Origin of the sequence: Pararhizobium polonicum, from assembly GCF_001687365.1 — a bacterium.
GTDB lineage: Bacteria > Pseudomonadota > Alphaproteobacteria > Rhizobiales > Rhizobiaceae > Pararhizobium > Pararhizobium polonicum.
In genome coordinates this window covers 1-14,964 of the sequence record NZ_LGLV01000010.1, presented here as the reverse complement: position 1 = coordinate 14,964, position 14,964 = coordinate 1, and the positions used below count along the sequence as shown (strand labels likewise).

The 14,964-nt window shown below is 62.4% G+C and carries 16 protein-coding genes; 6 read left to right on the top strand and 10 right to left on the bottom strand.

Annotation, left to right across the window (positions count from 1 at the left end; genetic code table 11):
• Positions 1 to 784: 784 nt before the first annotated feature.
• Positions 785 to 1,510: a beta-ketoacyl-ACP reductase gene (phbB, locus tag ADU59_RS16300; RefSeq protein WP_068955211.1), complete on the bottom strand. Its 726-nt coding sequence runs from the start codon at positions 1,508 to 1,510 to the stop codon at positions 785 to 787.
• Positions 1,511 to 1,636: 126 nt separating this feature from the next.
• Positions 1,637 to 2,818 carry an acetyl-CoA C-acetyltransferase gene (locus tag ADU59_RS16295; protein ID WP_068955210.1) on the bottom strand — a complete coding sequence of 394 codons (1,182 nt, stop codon included), beginning with the start codon at positions 2,816 to 2,818 and terminating at the stop codon, positions 1,637 to 1,639.
• 224 nt (positions 2,819 to 3,042) lie between these two features.
• Here ADU59_RS16295 and phaR point away from each other — a divergent pair, with 224 nt between their 5' ends.
• Complete coding sequence (gene phaR / locus ADU59_RS16290) at positions 3,043 to 3,624, top strand: polyhydroxyalkanoate synthesis repressor PhaR (RefSeq protein ID WP_068955209.1); 582 nt, start codon at positions 3,043 to 3,045, stop codon at positions 3,622 to 3,624.
• An 84-nt stretch (positions 3,625 to 3,708) separates the two neighbouring features.
• On the opposite strand, the gene ADU59_RS16285 is transcribed toward phaR, so the two are convergent.
• From ADU59_RS16285 to mtgA, 4 genes are all read right to left on the bottom strand, one after another.
• Positions 3,709 to 4,116, bottom strand: coding sequence for a hypothetical protein (locus ADU59_RS16285; RefSeq protein WP_068955208.1), 408 nt, complete (start codon positions 4,114 to 4,116; stop codon positions 3,709 to 3,711).
• A gap of 194 nt (positions 4,117 to 4,310) precedes the next feature.
• Positions 4,311 to 4,496 carry a 50S ribosomal protein L32 gene (gene rpmF, locus ADU59_RS16280; RefSeq protein ID WP_037097119.1) on the bottom strand — a complete coding sequence of 62 codons (186 nt, stop codon included), beginning with the start codon at positions 4,494 to 4,496 and terminating at the stop codon, positions 4,311 to 4,313.
• A 159-nt stretch (positions 4,497 to 4,655) separates the two neighbouring features.
• Complete coding sequence (locus ADU59_RS16275) at positions 4,656 to 5,303, bottom strand: glutathione S-transferase family protein (protein ID WP_068955207.1); 648 nt, start codon at positions 5,301 to 5,303, stop codon at positions 4,656 to 4,658.
• Positions 5,304 to 5,382: 79 nt separating this feature from the next.
• Positions 5,383 to 6,066: a monofunctional biosynthetic peptidoglycan transglycosylase gene (gene mtgA, locus ADU59_RS16270; protein ID WP_068955410.1), complete on the bottom strand. Its 684-nt coding sequence runs from the start codon at positions 6,064 to 6,066 to the stop codon at positions 5,383 to 5,385.
• Between the two features lie 222 nt (positions 6,067 to 6,288).
• Between mtgA and ADU59_RS16265 the strand changes: the two genes are divergently transcribed.
• Both ADU59_RS16265 and ADU59_RS16260 read left to right on the top strand, forming a co-directional pair.
• A complete protein-coding gene (locus ADU59_RS16265; RefSeq protein ID WP_068955206.1) occupies positions 6,289 to 7,203 on the top strand; it encodes a polyprenyl synthetase family protein in 915 nt (304 codons plus the stop codon).
• 158 nt (positions 7,204 to 7,361) lie between these two features.
• Entirely contained in the window at positions 7,362 to 8,000 is a 639-nt protein-coding gene (locus tag ADU59_RS16260) for a LysE family translocator (protein ID WP_068955205.1), read from the top strand.
• Position 8,001: 1 nt separating this feature from the next.
• On the opposite strand, the gene ispG is transcribed toward ADU59_RS16260, so the two are convergent.
• The 4 genes from ispG to ADU59_RS16240 form a co-directional block, all read right to left on the bottom strand.
• On the bottom strand, positions 8,002 to 9,255 hold the full coding sequence (gene ispG / locus ADU59_RS16255; RefSeq protein ID WP_068955204.1) for a flavodoxin-dependent (E)-4-hydroxy-3-methylbut-2-enyl-diphosphate synthase: 1,254 nt from the start codon (positions 9,253 to 9,255) through the stop codon (positions 8,002 to 8,004).
• A gap of 276 nt (positions 9,256 to 9,531) precedes the next feature.
• On the bottom strand, positions 9,532 to 10,725 hold the full coding sequence (locus tag ADU59_RS16250; RefSeq protein WP_068955203.1) for an MFS transporter: 1,194 nt from the start codon (positions 10,723 to 10,725) through the stop codon (positions 9,532 to 9,534).
• 31 nt (positions 10,726 to 10,756) lie between these two features.
• On the bottom strand, positions 10,757 to 11,140 hold the full coding sequence (locus ADU59_RS16245) for a VOC family protein (RefSeq protein ID WP_068955202.1): 384 nt from the start codon (positions 11,138 to 11,140) through the stop codon (positions 10,757 to 10,759).
• Positions 11,137 to 11,919 carry a DeoR/GlpR family DNA-binding transcription regulator gene (locus ADU59_RS16240; RefSeq protein ID WP_068955201.1) on the bottom strand — a complete coding sequence of 261 codons (783 nt, stop codon included), beginning with the start codon at positions 11,917 to 11,919 and terminating at the stop codon, positions 11,137 to 11,139. Before ADU59_RS16240 ends, ADU59_RS16245 begins: the two co-directional genes overlap by 4 nt.
• A gap of 294 nt (positions 11,920 to 12,213) precedes the next feature.
• On the opposite strand from ADU59_RS16240, the gene ADU59_RS16235 reads away from it, so the two are divergent.
• From ADU59_RS16235 to ADU59_RS16225, 3 genes are all read left to right on the top strand, one after another.
• Complete coding sequence (locus tag ADU59_RS16235) at positions 12,214 to 12,990, top strand: amino acid ABC transporter substrate-binding protein (RefSeq protein ID WP_068955200.1); 777 nt, start codon at positions 12,214 to 12,216, stop codon at positions 12,988 to 12,990.
• Between the two features lie 316 nt (positions 12,991 to 13,306).
• A complete protein-coding gene (locus ADU59_RS16230) occupies positions 13,307 to 13,987 on the top strand; it encodes an amino acid ABC transporter permease (protein ID WP_068955199.1) in 681 nt (226 codons plus the stop codon).
• Positions 13,984 to 14,745 carry an amino acid ABC transporter ATP-binding protein gene (locus ADU59_RS16225; RefSeq protein WP_068955198.1) on the top strand — a complete coding sequence of 254 codons (762 nt, stop codon included), beginning with the start codon at positions 13,984 to 13,986 and terminating at the stop codon, positions 14,743 to 14,745. The genes ADU59_RS16230 and ADU59_RS16225 overlap by 4 nt, the downstream gene beginning before the upstream one ends.
• Positions 14,746 to 14,964: the final 219 nt, after the last annotated feature.

Genomic DNA, 14,964 nt, shown 5'->3' with positions numbered 1-14,964 from the left:
GAAACGTGCAAATCAGCCATCCGGCCTGCATTTCCCGCCCTGTTTTCCGGCAAGGGAACAGCGGCAGAACGGATCAGCGACGAATCGCTGATTCCAACGGCTTCAGGGTCCGTTTGCCGCTAGATATTGATTCCCTGAGCCGGATTCGCATCACATGCTGACTCACGGGTTTCCAATCGAAATCGCTGTGGCCACGGACATGATCAACCGGCAGGGCACGTCACCCAACCGGAGATTCAGAATCCAAATATCTGAATATTCAGGAAAAATTAACCATAACCGCTTCAGCGGCCGGACTGCTCAAGCCTCCGTCCGGGTTCGCAGGCCAAAGGCGGAACGAATCGGCGACGAATCGCGATACCGCCGTCTTCTCGATTTGTTCCCTACCAGATATGGTAGGAAAACCGGAAATCACACCATAGGAAAAAGCGGTCCTTCGCCAGATTCGAATCTTGGCCGATGCGAAAAATTTATCTTTGCAGAGCCTCAGCAAGATCGTCCGCGCCAGCGGCGGCGCGCGAGTCGCCACAACCGTCTTAACTGGTTTTGCGCCGGCACGTTAAGATTTCAACCAAAACGGGAACGAACCGGAGACGAATCACAGACGCATCTTGTTTCCCGGTTTGTTCACCGCGATATCTTGTATGAAATCAAATCGTTAACCATAGGAAACAGTGGATAACCCACAACCGGACACGACAGGAAAGAGGCCGTGTTAACCATTCCCGTGGAATGCAGAACGGCGCCGATGATGGCGCCGTTGGCAATGGGAATGATCGCCCGATCAGGCGAAAAACTGGCCGCCATTGGCAGAAATGGTCGAACCGGTGATGAAGCCGGCATCGTCGGAGGCCAGGAACACCGCAATACGGGCAATCTCGTCGGGTTCGCCGAGACGGCCGACCGGGATCTGCGGAATGATCCGCTCGTTCAGCACCTTCTCCGGGATCGCCCGCACCATTTCCGTGCCGATATAGCCGGGGCAGATGGCGTTGACGGTAATGCCCTTGGCAGCCCCCTCCTGCGCCAAAGCCTTGGTAAAGCCGAGATCGCCGGCCTTGGATGCCGAATAATTGACCTGGCCCATCTGGCCCTTCTGGCCGTTGATCGAGGAGATGTTGATCACCCGGCCGAAATTGCGGTCGCGCATGCCGGTCCAGACTGGGTGTGTCATGTTGAACAGGCCGGTGAGATTGGTGTCGATGACGGCGCCCCACTGTTCCGGCGTCATCTTGTGAAACATGGTGTCGCGGGTGATGCCGGCATTGTTGACCAGCACGTCCACCGGGCCCAGTTCATCCACGACCCGGGCAATTCCCTTGGTGCATTCGGTGTAATCCGAAACGTCCCATTTGTAGGTCGGGATGCCGGTGGATTCGGTGAAGGCCTGCGCCTTCTCATCATTGCCGGCGTAATTTGCCGCCACCCGGTATCCCGCCGCCTTCAAGGCGATGGAGATCGCCGCGCCGATACCGCGTGACCCGCCGGTGACCAATGCTACCCTGCTCATCCGTCTCTCCCCTTTTTACCATTCTTGTTTCGATGCCTGCGCCGGAAGCGCAAAACCGTTCTTCCGGCTCTTGCCGTGAAGTTTGCCGGCCCCGCGGGGCCGGAGCAATGGACTAGCGGGTGATTGTCACAGCCGTTCGACACACATGGCGACACCCATGCCGCCACCGATGCACAATGTCGCCAGGCCCTTGGACACGCCACGGCGCTTCATTTCGAACAGAAGCGTGTTGAGGACACGCGCACCGGAGGCGCCGATCGGATGACCGATGGCGATGGCCCCGCCATTGACGTTGACGATCGCCGGATCCCAGCCGAGATCCTTGTTGACGGCGCAGGCCTGCGCCGCGAAGGCCTCGTTGGCTTCGACAAGCTCGAGATCGGTGATCGACCAGCCGGCCTTTTCCAGCGCCTTGCGCGAGGCCGGGATCGGGCCGGTGCCCATGATCTGCGGGTCGACGCCGGCGGTTGCCCAGGAGACGATGCGGGCCAGCGGCTGGATGCCACGGCGTTCCGCTTCGGCCTCGCTCATCAGCAGGACAGCCGCCGCACCGTCGTTGAGCCCGGACGCATTGGCCGCCGTCACGGTGCCTTCCTTGTCGAAGGCCGGACGCAGTTTCGCCATCGAGTCCAGCGTCGCGCCATGGCGGATATACTCGTCCTGGTCGACGGTGACGTCGCCCTTGCGGCCCTTGACGATGAAGGGGATGATTTCGTCGGCGAAACGTCCGGCCTTCTGGGCGGCTTCCGCCTTGTTCTGCGAACCGAGCGCGAACACGTCCTGGTCCTCGCGCGACAGCAGCCACTTCTTGGCGACGTTCTCAGCCGTCGTCCCCATGTGATAGCCGTAGAACGCGTCGGTCAGGCCATCCTTGATCATGGTGTCGATCATCTTGAAGTCGCCCATCTTGACGCCGCCGCGCAAATGCGCGCAATGCGGCGCCATCGACATCGATTCCATGCCGCCGGCGACGATGATCTTCGCATCGCCGGTTGCAATCTGCTGCATACCGAGCGCGACGGCGCGCAGACCCGAACCGCAAAGCTGGTTCATGCCCCAGGCCGTGGCTTCCTGCGGAATACCGGCCTTGATCGCCGCCTGGCGGGCCGGGTTCTGGCCCTCGCCGGCCGACAGCACCTGACCGAGGATCACCTCGTCGACATCGGCTGCGTCAACGCCTGCGCGCTCGAGCACGCCCTTGATCACGGCGGCGCCCAGTTCATGCGCCGGCGTATTGGCGAAAGAGCCGTTGAACGACCCGACGGCGGTGCGGCCCGCGCTGGCGATGACGATAGAGGGAGTGCTCATCAGATGTTTCCTCGTTCTTTTTTTCGCAACTGCTAAAGACTGGCAAAGGTCACCGCGCAAGTCAAATGCCATATGCGGCCTTCGCCATTTCGGCTCTGCGCCTCCCGCAGGAGACGAAATTTCGCACCTGCGTCACCGCATTGCACAAAGAGATTGTCAGAACCCGTTTTTTACGGGTACTCTGAAAAACACAACAAAGACGGGAACATGGGGAGGAGACCCAGATGGCAAAGCACGACGGTCAGATCGTAATTAAAAAATACGCCAACCGAAGGCTCTACAATACCGGCACGAGCACATATGTCACGCTCGACGATCTCGCGGTGATGGTGAAAAAGGGAGAGGAATTCACCGTCCAGGACGCGAAATCGGGCGAGGACATCACCCACTCGGTGCTGACGCAGATCATTTTCGAACAGGAATCCAAGACCGGCAACACGCTTTTGCCGATCTCCTTCCTGCGCCAGCTGATCTCGTTCTACGGCGACCAGATGCAGCTGGTGGTGCCGAGCTATCTCGAGCATTCGATGCAGGCCTTTACCGACCAGCAGGTGACGATGCGCGAGCAGATCAACAAGGCGTTCGGCGATACGCCGCTCGGCAAGAACCTGGCGGTTCCGCTGCAACTGGTGGAGGAACAGGTTAAGCGCAACACCGATCTCTTCCATCAGGCCATGCAGATGTTTTCGCCCTTCATGGCGGCAACGCCAGCAGCCAAGGAACCACGCAAGGCGGAAGCCAAGGACATCGACGAACTGAAGGAACAGCTGCGCGCGCTGCAGACGAAGCTGGAAAATCTGGGCTGACACGCCGCGTGCCGCGCCGCCGTTTTCCAACGGCCCGCGGCACCGCCGCCCGCAGGCATCAAAGCCCGCCCGCTTACAGGCGCATCAAAGCCCGATCGACACATCCCGCGAAGCCGTGCGCATCGACACGGAGAAGCCGGCAATGACGTCGATGAAGCTGATCGTCATCAGGATGAAGAAGACATGCGTCGCGGCGTTGGCGACCAGCAGGAATTCCACCAGGAAGACGATGAACAGCACCATCGACAGCAGGTGATCCATCAGCGCCTTGGAACTGACGCGCGTTGCCTTGAGAATTTCCACGAACAGAAGAACAAGCGCGATGACGATCAGCAGATCGCCGACATTCATCGTCCAGACCGCACCCGACAGCATCGTCAGCGCCATGACCGTATTGTCAAAAACCGGGACGCCGCCGCTTCCCAGCACGCCTGTCATGCCCAGATTGTAAAGCACGAAGGGCAGAATCAACAACGGAATGGCGGCAATCATCGGCAGGCGCTCCCAATTTCTCGCGCCGGCCTTTCGGGCCTGGCGTCGATCGATCCTTGCTTACAGCAGCATTGCGGTCAAGAAAATGACCGCCTCCGCCTGAGAGCGCAAACAGCCCCCCGGTCAACGGCAGACAACAGAAAAGGGCCGGCAAAAAGCCAGCCCTTCAAAATCAAGCCTGTCGGCGACGCTGATTAAGCGGAAGCCTTCGGGGTCAGAACCTGGCGGCCGCGGTACATGCCTGTCTTCAGGTCGATGTGGTGCGGACGGCGCAGTTCGCCGGAGTTCTTGTCTTCGATGTAGGTCGGCGTCTTCAGCGCATCAGCGGAGCGGCGCATGCCACGCTTGGACGGGCTTGTTTTTCTTTTAGGTACAGCCATTTCATACTCCACTTATCGGGCAAAACTCTGTTTCGCGGCCAGACCGTTGGCCGGGAAAAACAGATGTCAATCTCGGAATTTGCCGGGCTTATACATGCCCCACAGGCGTTTGACCAGTCCCTTCAGCCATTTTTTCGCGATGGCCGGCCGGCAAACCGGTCAGGCCTCGTCCTCCGGCACGATCCAGCTTTCCTTCAGCGCCGCTTCCTGCCATTTGGCAAAGGCCGGATGGGTCTTGACCGCATCCATATAGGCGAGCGAGCCGGGATTGCGGGTGAGGTCGTAGACCTCGAAGCGATTGACCACCGGGGCGAACATGGCATCGGCGGCGGTGAAGCGGCCAAACAGGAACGGACCGCCGGAGCGGGCAACAGCCTCGCGCCAGATCGTCTCGATCCGCTCGACGTCGGCCATCACGCCTTCAGGCAGATCAATCGCGCGCTTCTCGCGGCGGATGTTCATCGGGCAGGCGCCGCGCAAGGCCGTGAACCCGGAGAGCATTTCCATCGAGTAGCTGCGCGCGACCGCCCGCTCAGTGGGATCGTCCGGCCAGAGCCCCGCCTGCGGGAAAAGCTCAGCGGCATATTCGATGATCGCCAGCGATTCCCAGACGCGCACATCGCCATGGTGCAGGACGGGGACGCGGCCGGTCGGCGAGATTTCCTTGAATTTGGGGTGTCCATTGGCAAAATCGAAGGGGATGACGACATCCTCGAACGGCACGCCGCAGGCTTCCAGCGCCAGCCACGGCCGCAGCGACCAGGACGAATAGTTCTTGTTGCCGACATAGAGCGTGAGCTTGGTCACCGGTCTTCTCCGATCCTTGTGAAACGAGGCTCTGCTATAGATGACGCGGCAACCTCACAGCCAATGAAAAGGCCTGATCTCACTCATAAAGACATTTGATATATTCGCCGGAGCGGCCCGCGCGGCGCTCGATCAACGACGCCAGCTGGCGCAGGCCACGGCCGGGTTTTCCCGCATTGCGCTCGAACGGATTGGGCAGCGATACGGCCAGAAGGGCCGCCTGCCGCCGCGTCAGCTTTGCCGCCGGGACGCCGAAATGGTGCCGGGCGGCAGCTTCCGCCCCATAGATCCCCGGCCCCCATTCGGCAACGTTGAGATAGAGCTCCATCATCCGCCGCTTGCTCCAGACGAAGTCGGCGGCGAGCGCCAAGGGCAGTTCCATGCCCTTGCGGATGAAGGAACGGCCATTCCAGAGAAACAGGTTCTTGGCCGTCTGCATCGGGATGGTGCTGGCGCCGCGGGTGGCAGCGCCTTCCAGCGCATCGTTGACAACGCCGCGCATCTGCACCCAGTCGACACCGCCGTGGATGCAGAACTGGCCGTCTTCCGACATCATCACCGATTGCACGAGATTGGGCGAAATATCCTCGAAGGCGACCCATTGGCGGTCATAGCCGCGCAGAAGCACGAGATCGCGCAGCATCAGCGTCGAAATCGGATGAACGAAGCCCGGCGCATAAAGCACGATCAGAACATAGGGCAGACCGACGATCGCCGCTGCGATCAGCAGCAACTGGCGCCGGCGCCGGCGCAAGGCCTGCATCCATCCCCGCGAACGGCTGGAAGACACGTCCTGCTCCTCCCGACTTTCCGGTACGATGTCCACCCCTGAAACGCCCGCCTCATAATCCATCCAATTTTCATAGAACAAGAGCGGATAAAATTGAACGGTTTTCTCGGGAACGCACAGCAAGCCGGGCTGGCGCCCGCCGATATGGTAAAATCCCGTTGCCAGCGGCAGCGCAGTCATGCCAAAGAGCGCCGCATGAGCGAGAACTCCGCATCCTTCGAAGCCCGCCTGAAGGCCAGCGCCGCAGCCGTCGAGACCTGCCTTGCCGGCATTCTTACCGACCGGACGCAGGCCGATGAAATCGCCCGGCCCGCGCCGCTGCTGTCGGCCATGCGCCATGGCGTGCTCAACGGCGGCAAGCGCCTGCGCCCGTTTTTGGTGATGGAGAGCGCCGCCTTTTTCGGTGGCGATCGGCAAGCGGCCCTGCGCATCGGCGCGGCACTCGAATGTGTCCACAGCTATTCTCTGGTTCATGACGATCTTCCCGCCATGGACGATGACGATCTCCGGCGCGGCCAGCCGACCGTGCATATCGCCTATGGCGAGGCCAACGCGATATTGGCGGGCGACAGCCTGCTGACACTGGCCTTCGACATCATTGCAGCGCCCGAAACGAACCTGACCGACCGGCAGAAAACCGAACTGGTGCTCACACTGGCACGCGCCTCCGGCATCGGCGGCATGGCCGGCGGCCAGGCGCTGGATCTGGCAGCCGAGACATCGGCACCGGACGAGGCAGCCATCGTGACGCTGCAGGCGATGAAGACCGGCGCGCTCATCCGCTTTGCCTGCGAGGCAGGCGCGATCATCGCCGGCAGCAGCGCGGACGAACGGCGGCTGATGCGGTCCTATGGCGAGACGATCGGCCTTGCCTTCCAGCTGGCCGACGATCTGCTCGACCTGACGGCCGATGCCAAGACGATGGGCAAGGCGACCGGCAAGGACGCCGCCCGGGGCAAGGGCACGCTCGTTTCGCTGCGGGGCCAGGATTGGGCGGAAACCCGGCTGGCAACGCTGGTGGAGGAAGCGGCCGCTCTGCTTGAACCGTTCGGCGCACGGGCGGATATTCTCAACGAGACTGCCCGCTTCATCGCCAACCGCAGCCATTGACACCGAAAGAACCGATGAGGCACGGAGCAGATGTCCTGCAAGCCGTCCGTCCTTCAAGGCGAAGTTGTCACCGCAACAAGATTGCACATTCTCTTTGCCGGTTTTCTCAGCATGATGACGCCCTGCCACGCGAGACGCGGGCCCGGAGAGCTTTTCGCATGTCCACCCTTCTGCCCTACCTGCCGCAGCTGATGGTCGCCTGGGGCGCCTATATCATCGCCACCGCTTCGCCGGGGCCTGCGGTGGTCGCCATCATCTCCACGGCCATCAGCCGCGGCCGCAATGCCGGCCTGGCGCTGGCCTTCGGCGTTCTGACGGGCTCCTACACCTGGGCGATGCTGGCTGCCGCTGGGCTTTCGGCGCTGATCCGCAGCTACGGCAACGCACTGTTCATCCTGAAGATTGCCGGCGGGCTCTATCTGCTCTGGCTGGCGTTCAAGGCACTGAAGGCAGCGATGCGCAAGGAGACGGAAAACGCGTTGCCGCTCGAAAAACAGCCACCCACGCTGCGCCGTCTCTACTTCAAGGGCCTCGGCATCCATTTGACCAACCCGAAGGCGATCTTCTCCTGGCTGACGCTGGTTTCGCTCGGCACGCCGCAGGACGCGCCGCATGTCATGCCCATCCTGATCGGCGGCTGCATGGTGCTCGGCGTCATCATTTTCATGGGCTTTGCGCTGCTGTTCTCGGTCGAGCCCGTGCACCGTGGCTACAAGAGGGCACGCCGCTGGATCGAAGGCGCCATGGCCGGCTTCTTCGCCTTTGCCGGCCTGCGGCTGCTGACGGCCAAGCTATAGCCTATTCGGCCGCCGCCTGCCCCTGACCGAAACGCTTCTCGATATATTCGCCGACAAGGGTCTCGAAATCGCCGGCAATGTTGGTGCCGCGAATGGTCATCGCCTTCTTGCCGTCGATATAGACCGGGGCTGCCGGAAGCTCGCCGGTGCCGGGCAGCGAAATGCCGATATCGGCATGTTTGCTTTCACCCGGGCCATTGACGATGCAGCCCATGACCGCAACCTTCAGGCCTTCGACACCCGGATATTTCTCGCGCCAGACCGGCATGTTGCGGCGGATATCGCCCTCGATCTTCTGGGCCAGTTCCTGAAACACCGTCGAGGTGGTGCGTCCGCATCCCGGACAGGCGGCAACGACCGGGATGAACTGACGAAAACCCATCACCTGCAGCAGCTCCTGCGCCACCTGCACCTCGCGGGTGCGGTCGCCGCCGGGCTCGGGGGTCAGCGAAATGCGGATCGTATCGCCGATGCCCTGCTGCATCAGGATGCCGAGCGAGGCGGCGGACGAGACGATACCCTTCGAGCCCATCCCGGCTTCGGTCAGGCCCAGATGCAGGGCATGGTTGGAGCGGGAAGACAGCATCGAATAGCAGGCGATCAGGTCCTGCACGTTGGAGACCTTGGCCGACAGGATGATCCGGTTGCGCGGCAGGCCGGCTTCTTCGGCAAGCTCCGCCGAAATCAGCGCCGACTGGACGATGGTTTCGCGCATCACCTGCTGCGCCGTCAGCGGAAAGCCCTTGGCCTGATTGTCATCCATCAGCCGCGTCAAAAGCTCCTGGTCGAGCGAGCCCCAGTTGACGCCGATGCGCACCGGCTTGTCGAACTGGATGGCGCGTTCGATGATCTCGACGAACTGCTTGTCCTTCTTGGCCTTGAAACCGACATTGCCGGGATTGATGCGGTATTTCGCCAGCGCCTCGGCGCAGGCCGGATGATCGGCCAGCAGCTTGTGGCCGATATAATGGAAATCGCCGATCAGCGGCACATCGAGGCCGAGACGCTCGAGACGTTCGCGGATCTTCGGCACGGCGGCGGCACTTTCGTCCCGGTCCACCGTGATGCGCACCAGCTCGGAGCCCGCCCGGTGGAGGGCAGCGACCTGCGCGACCGTCGCGTCGACATCGGCCGTATCGGTATTGGTCATCGACTGGACGACCACGGGCGCCGATCCCCCGACGATCACGCCACCGACATCGACGGCAACGGAGGCCCTGCGGGGTTGCGGTTCGTAATCGAAAGCGGACGTCATGAAAGCCCCTTGCACGTCAGGTTTTGGCGATTTCCCCTGAGGTGGATGAGGAGAGCCGCCTTGTCAACGGCAACATCATGGTTTGACGGCGAATTGATGGCTGCCACCGCCGATCGACTCATCCGCCAAGGCCCCTCATCCGGCCTGTCGGCCACCTTCTCCCCGTTTTGACGGGGAGAAGGACCAAGCGGCAAACTCTGTCATCCCCTCTCCCCGCCCGCGGGGAGAGGGTTAGGGTGAGGGGCCTTTGCAAAGGGCAATCTGCACATGGAAAGTTCAGTCATGCCCCTTCGGATCCGCATGAACCGCGTGACGCGACAGCGCGAGAACGACGATGAACAGGATCGGCACGCTGGTGAAGATGATGGCAAAGCCGGTATGCTCGGCAACGAAACCGATCAGCGACGGCGCAAACAGCATGCCCGAATAGCCCATGAAGGTGGCGACCGACAGCCCGATGCCCGGCGCCAGTCCCGGCATGTTGCCGGCCGCCGAAAAGGCGATCGGCACCATGTTGGAAATGCCGACACCGGCAAGCGCAAAGCCGAGGATGGCAAGCGGCGCGTTCGGCGCAAGCCCCGCCAGCACGAGGCCGACAAGTGCCGTCAAGGTGCAGACGCGCAGGGTCTTCACGCCGCCGAACCGGTCGCGCACGTGATCGCCGGCAAAGCGCATGATCGCCATGGTCGCCGAGAACGCGGCAAAGCCGAAGCCGGACAGGGCAACCGAGGCGCCGAGCTCGTTGCGCAGATAAAGCGCGCCCCAATCGAGCACCGTGCCTTCCGGCACCATCGAAAACAGCGCCACGAGACCGATCAGCCAGGGCAACGGCGTCATCGGCAGCCGCAGCTTCTGCTTGGCGGTATCGGGATGCGGCTGGTCGGCCAGCAACATCGGCCAGGCCACGGCGAGGACACCGAGACAGACCAGGGTGACGAGAATGGCATGCGGCAGCACGCCGAAATGCGCCATGACCAGACCGCCGCTGGCAGCCCCGATCAGGCCGCCGAGGCTCCAGTAGGCATGGCAGGACGACATGATCGCCCGGCGCATGGATTTCTCCACCTCGACCGCATTGGCGTTCATCGCCACGTCCATGGCGCCGACGAAGCCGCCGAGCAGGAACATGCCGATGACGGCCGTCCAGACATTCGGCAGCAGCGTCAACAGCAGAAGCAGCGGCGACAGCAGGACGGCCGTGACCTTGACCACCTTCTGCGATCCCATCCGGGCGATGAAACCGCCGGCGATCGGCATCAGCACCAGCGAACCGACGCCAAAGGCAAGGATCAACAGCCCGAGCACGCCTTCGCTGATGCCCAGCCTGTCCTTGAATTCCGGAATCTTCGGCGCCCAGCTGCCGGTGACGAAGCCGTTCATCAGGAACAGCAGCGAGACGGCCAGCCGGGTCTTCGGCATGTAGCGCGAACGGGCAACGCCGTGCGGCGGGATGATGGTATGTTGGTCCATGGTCTTTGTCCTGTACGATCGGCTGCCGGATTCACGCTGTAATTTCGATAGGGTTGCCGTCGGGGTCCCTGAGAACCGCCTCGTAGAAGCCGTCGCCGGTCATCCGTGCCGGTGAAACGAGCGTGCCCGAAGCCGCGGCCCGCGCCGCCATCGCATCGACCGCCGTGCGGCTGCCGAGCGACAGCGCCAGATGCGCATATCCCTGGCGCTCGCCCGGCTCGTCTCCCGGCGCGATCCAGGGGCCTTGCATGATCTCGATCGACGGGCCGTCCTTCAGGTACAGAAACCGCGAGGAAAACCCGGGCCGCCGGGCGCTTTCATAGAGATCTCCGACGATCGCGCCGAACGTTTCCGCCCAGAAGCGGCAGAGACGGTCGAGATCGGCGGTCCACAGCGCGATATGGGCGATCCTCATGGCTTAACCTCCCGGGCATGCACGACCGAGATGCCCGCTCCGCCGTAGAGTTGGGCGGCATCGTCCGGCGCGTCATGTTCGACGACAAGCGTCGTGCATTCCCGCACGGCGATGACCCTATGCGGCGCAGATGTGCCGAGCTTGTCGTTGGTGGCGGCGGCCAAGACGGCAGCGCTGTTGCGGGCGACGAGCCGCTTGAACGCCGCGTCCTCATAGTCGAAAGCCGTCAGCCCGGCACCGATATCGACGCCGCAGGCTCCCAAAATGCACAGATCCGGCCGCAGCACCTCGACATCGCGCTGCGCCTTGGCGCCGATCGCAGCCCCGATCTGCCGGTCGATCTTGCCGCCGATCAGGATGAGGTCGACATCCGGCTTGTCCATCAGGACGGCTGCGATCAACGGCGTGTTGGTCACCGCCGTCAGTTCCAGCCCCGCCGGCAGCGCCTGGGCAATGGCCAGATTGGTGGACGCGACATCGAAGAAGACGGTCATGCCCGGCTTGATGAAGGCAATGGCGGCGGCAGCAAGGGCCGCCTTGCGCTCGGACGCCTGGCCGACGCGCTCGACAAGGGTCGTGCCGCCGGGCGCAACCGGCAGGGCGCCGCCATAGACCCGCTCGCAAAGGCCGGCGGCCGCAAGTTCGCGCAAATCCCGGCGGATCGTATCCTCGGAGACGTTGAATTCCTGCGCCAGATCGATTGCCAGCACGCGGCCGGACAGCCGCAGGCGGTCCTGAATGAGACTTTGTCTCTGTCGCAAAAGAAGGTCGGCCTGCATGAAACTCTCAATCGTGCATGAATGCGCTTAAATCGGCACAAACATGCATATCGGTCTTTTTTCCGGAATTCAATCGATTTATCCGGCGCAGCGCAAAAACATGCCGCAAAAACCGGCACCCCGCCTTGATTTTAGACGGCACTGGCCAAATTTGCGTTGAAACGGTTCGAAATGGAGAAAAACCTTCGCCCTTGCGCCGCAGAATTGAAGTTTTGTGCGCTGTCATGCATCGGGCCGTATGCGATTGTCCCTTCACACCGGCAGACGGGCCGGACCAAAAAGATGGAAAAAACAATGAAATGGGTTCCCACACTTCTCGCCGCCGCCGCCTTCGCCCAGCTGGTTTCGCTGAGCCCCGCCCTTGCCGGTGAAAACCTCGCGGCCGTCAAGTCGGCCGGCGCGCTGAAGATCGGCACGGAAGGCACCTATGCGCCCTTCACCTATCATGACGAAAGCGGCAAGCTCGTCGGCTTCGACGTCGAGATCGGCGAAGCCGTCGCCAGCAAGCTGGGCGTCAAGGCCGAGTTCCTCGAAGGCAAGTGGGACGGCCTGATCGCCGGGCTCGACGCCAACCGCTACGACGCCGTGATCAACCAGGTCGGCATCACCGAAGCGCGCAAGCAGAAGTATGATTTCTCCGAGCCCTACATCGCCTCGAAGGCCGTGCTGATCGTCAAGACCGACAATGCCGACATCAAGGACTTCCCGGACCTGAAGGGCAAGAAATCAGCGCAGTCGCTGACGAGCAACTTCGGCAAGCTGGCGGAGGCTTCGGGCGCCGAGCTCGTCGGCACCGACGGCTTCGACCAGTCGATCCAGCTGGTGCTCACCGGCCGCGCGGATGCGACGATCAACGACAGCCTGTCCTTCCTCGACTTCAAGAAGAAGAAGCCCGACGCGCCGGTCAAGATCGCCGCCGAACAGGCCAATGCCGACTATTCCGGCATCATCGTGCGCAAGGGCGAACCGGAGCTTCTCGAGGCCATCAACAAGGCGCTCACCGAGATCAAGGCGGATGGCACCTATGATGCGATCTCGCAGAAATATTTCGGCGCAGACGTTTCGAAGTAAGCCGGTTTCTGACCCTTCACGTTACCGTTGCCTGCCCCTCATCCGCCCTTCGGGCACCTTCTCCCCGTCATGACGGGGAGAAGGACGAGGGGACAAACTCCGCACAAGTTCCCTCTCCCCGCGAGCAGGGAGAGGGCTAGGGTGAGGGGCGTTTTCAAAGTGAAGACGGCGGTTGATTGTGAAGCCGCCAACCCGAAATTCGGCAACATCGTTTCAACTGCCCGTTCATACGGTTTCGCACTTTTTCTATCTGAACTATAAGGCATGATCCGTCCCGGCTTTCCGGGGCGGATCATGCCGTTTGAAAGGCCCGCCCATGCCCCCCTGGCTTCAGCTCATGCTCGATTCGCTCCTGCCGCTCCTGCGGGCCGGGCTGATCTTTACGATTCCGCTGACCCTGCTCTCCTTTTCGCTCGGCCTGGCGCTCGGTCTTCTGACCGCCGTCGTGCGGTTGTTCGGGCCGAAGCCGCTGGTCGCCGTGGCGCGGTTCTATGTCTGGGTCATTCGCGGCACGCCGCTGCTGGTGCAGCTGTTCGTGATCTTCTACGGCCTGCCGAGCCTGGGCATCCTGCTCGATGCCTTCCCGGCGGCCCTGATCGGCTTCACGCTCAATATCGGCGCCTATACGTCCGAGATCATCCGCGCGGTGATCTCCTCGGTGCCGCGCGGCCAGTGGGAAGCGGCCTATTCGATCGGCATGAGCTGGAGCCAGGCGATGCGCCGCACCATCCTGCCGCAGGCGGCGCGCGTCGCCGTGCCGCCCTTGTCGAACACCTTCATTTCGCTGGTGAAGGATACGTCGCTTGCCGCCGCCATCACCGTGCCGGAACTGTTCCAGACCGCACAGCGCATCGTCGCCACCACCTATGAGCCGCTGATCCTCTATATCGAGGCGGCGCTGCTCTATCTGGCGCTGAGCTCCGTTCTCTCATCGCTACAGGTGCGGCTGGAAAAACGCTTCGCCCGCTATGGCGGCTTCCTGGAGGCGCGCACATGATCGAGCTCACCCATATCGAAAAACGCTTCGGCGACAATGTCGTGCTGAAGGATATCAGCGTCACCATCGCCGAAGGCACGGTGACCGCGCTGGTCGGCCCCTCCGGCGGCGGCAAGAGCACGCTCTTGCGCTGCGTCAACCTGCTCGAAATCCCCACGGCCGGCACGATCAGGCTGGGCGAGGAAGAGATCGTCTTTGCGCCGGACAAGAAGACCGGCTGGGACGCCATCCAGCGCCTGCGCCGCCAGACCGGCATGGTGTTCCAGAGTTTCCAGCTGTTTCCGCACCAGACGGCCATCGAAAATGTCATGGAAGGGCTGGTCACCGTCCTGAAATGGCCAAAGGCAAAGGCGAGGGAACGCGCCCTTGCCCTGCTGGAAAAGGTCGGCATGGCCCACAAGGCCGATGCCTGGCCGGCAACGCTCTCCGGCGGCCAGCAGCAGCGCGTCGCCATCGCCCGCGCCCTTGCGCCCTCGCCCCGCGTGCTCCTCTGCGACGAGCCGACATCGGCGCTCGATCCGGAACTGGCCGAAGAGGTCGTCGAGGTGCTGAACCGGCTTGCCGCCGAAGGCACAACGATGATCATGGCAACCCACGACCTGCGGCTCGCCTCGAAAGTCGCCGACCAGGTGCTGTTCCTCGACGGTGGCCTGATCGTCGAGAGCGGAGCACCGCGCACCATCTTCCAGACCCCGGAACGGGAACGGACGAAAAAGTTCATCTCGTCGCTGAGTGCTGGAAACAACTACGACATCTGAGGCGGCTCCTTTGTAACCGCCCGGCACGCAGCGCCCTGACCTTGACGGCATGTTGCGCGGGTCTTCACCCTCCCCTCGAGGGGGAGGGTCGGAGCAAAGCTCCGGGGTGGGGTGATCTTCGGCATACGCAATGGACTGTGGCGTGCGCGGTGGTCACCCCCACCCGCCGTTTTGCAGTCTTGCCCCCCCCCCACCCCCCCCACAAGGGGGAGGGAGCAG

What these genes read in the sequence shown, in the direction of transcription:
- ADU59_RS16285 (WP_068955208.1), bottom strand. Translation starts at nt 4,116, where the DNA reads ATGATTGCCGCCATTCCGTTGTTGATTCTGCCCTTCGTGCTTTACAAT.
- ADU59_RS16225 (WP_068955198.1), top strand. Translation starts at nt 13,984, where the DNA reads ATGATCGAGCTCACCCATATCGAAAAACGCTTCGGCGACAATGTCGTG.
- mtgA (WP_068955410.1), bottom strand. Translation starts at nt 6,066, where the DNA reads ATGCAGGCCTTGCGCCGGCGCCGGCGCCAGTTGCTGCTGATCGCAGCG.
- ADU59_RS16295 (WP_068955210.1), bottom strand. Translation starts at nt 2,818, where the DNA reads ATGAGCACTCCCTCTATCGTCATCGCCAGCGCGGGCCGCACCGCCGTC.
- ADU59_RS16230 (WP_068955199.1), top strand. Translation starts at nt 13,307, where the DNA reads ATGCCCCCCTGGCTTCAGCTCATGCTCGATTCGCTCCTGCCGCTCCTG.
- ADU59_RS16250 (WP_068955203.1), bottom strand. Translation starts at nt 10,725, where the DNA reads ATGGACCAACATACCATCATCCCGCCGCACGGCGTTGCCCGTTCGCGC.
- phaR (WP_068955209.1), top strand. Translation starts at nt 3,043, where the DNA reads ATGGCAAAGCACGACGGTCAGATCGTAATTAAAAAATACGCCAACCGA.
- ADU59_RS16240 (WP_068955201.1), bottom strand. Translation starts at nt 11,919, where the DNA reads ATGCAGGCCGACCTTCTTTTGCGACAGAGACAAAGTCTCATTCAGGAC.
- ADU59_RS16260 (WP_068955205.1), top strand. Translation starts at nt 7,362, where the DNA reads ATGTCCACCCTTCTGCCCTACCTGCCGCAGCTGATGGTCGCCTGGGGC.
- ADU59_RS16265 (WP_068955206.1), top strand. Translation starts at nt 6,289, where the DNA reads ATGAGCGAGAACTCCGCATCCTTCGAAGCCCGCCTGAAGGCCAGCGCC.
- ispG (WP_068955204.1), bottom strand. Translation starts at nt 9,255, where the DNA reads ATGACGTCCGCTTTCGATTACGAACCGCAACCCCGCAGGGCCTCCGTT.
- ADU59_RS16245 (WP_068955202.1), bottom strand. Translation starts at nt 11,140, where the DNA reads ATGAGGATCGCCCATATCGCGCTGTGGACCGCCGATCTCGACCGTCTC.
- ADU59_RS16235 (WP_068955200.1), top strand. Translation starts at nt 12,214, where the DNA reads ATGAAATGGGTTCCCACACTTCTCGCCGCCGCCGCCTTCGCCCAGCTG.
- rpmF (WP_037097119.1), bottom strand. Translation starts at nt 4,496, where the DNA reads ATGGCTGTACCTAAAAGAAAAACAAGCCCGTCCAAGCGTGGCATGCGC.
- phbB (WP_068955211.1), bottom strand. Translation starts at nt 1,510, where the DNA reads ATGAGCAGGGTAGCATTGGTCACCGGCGGGTCACGCGGTATCGGCGCG.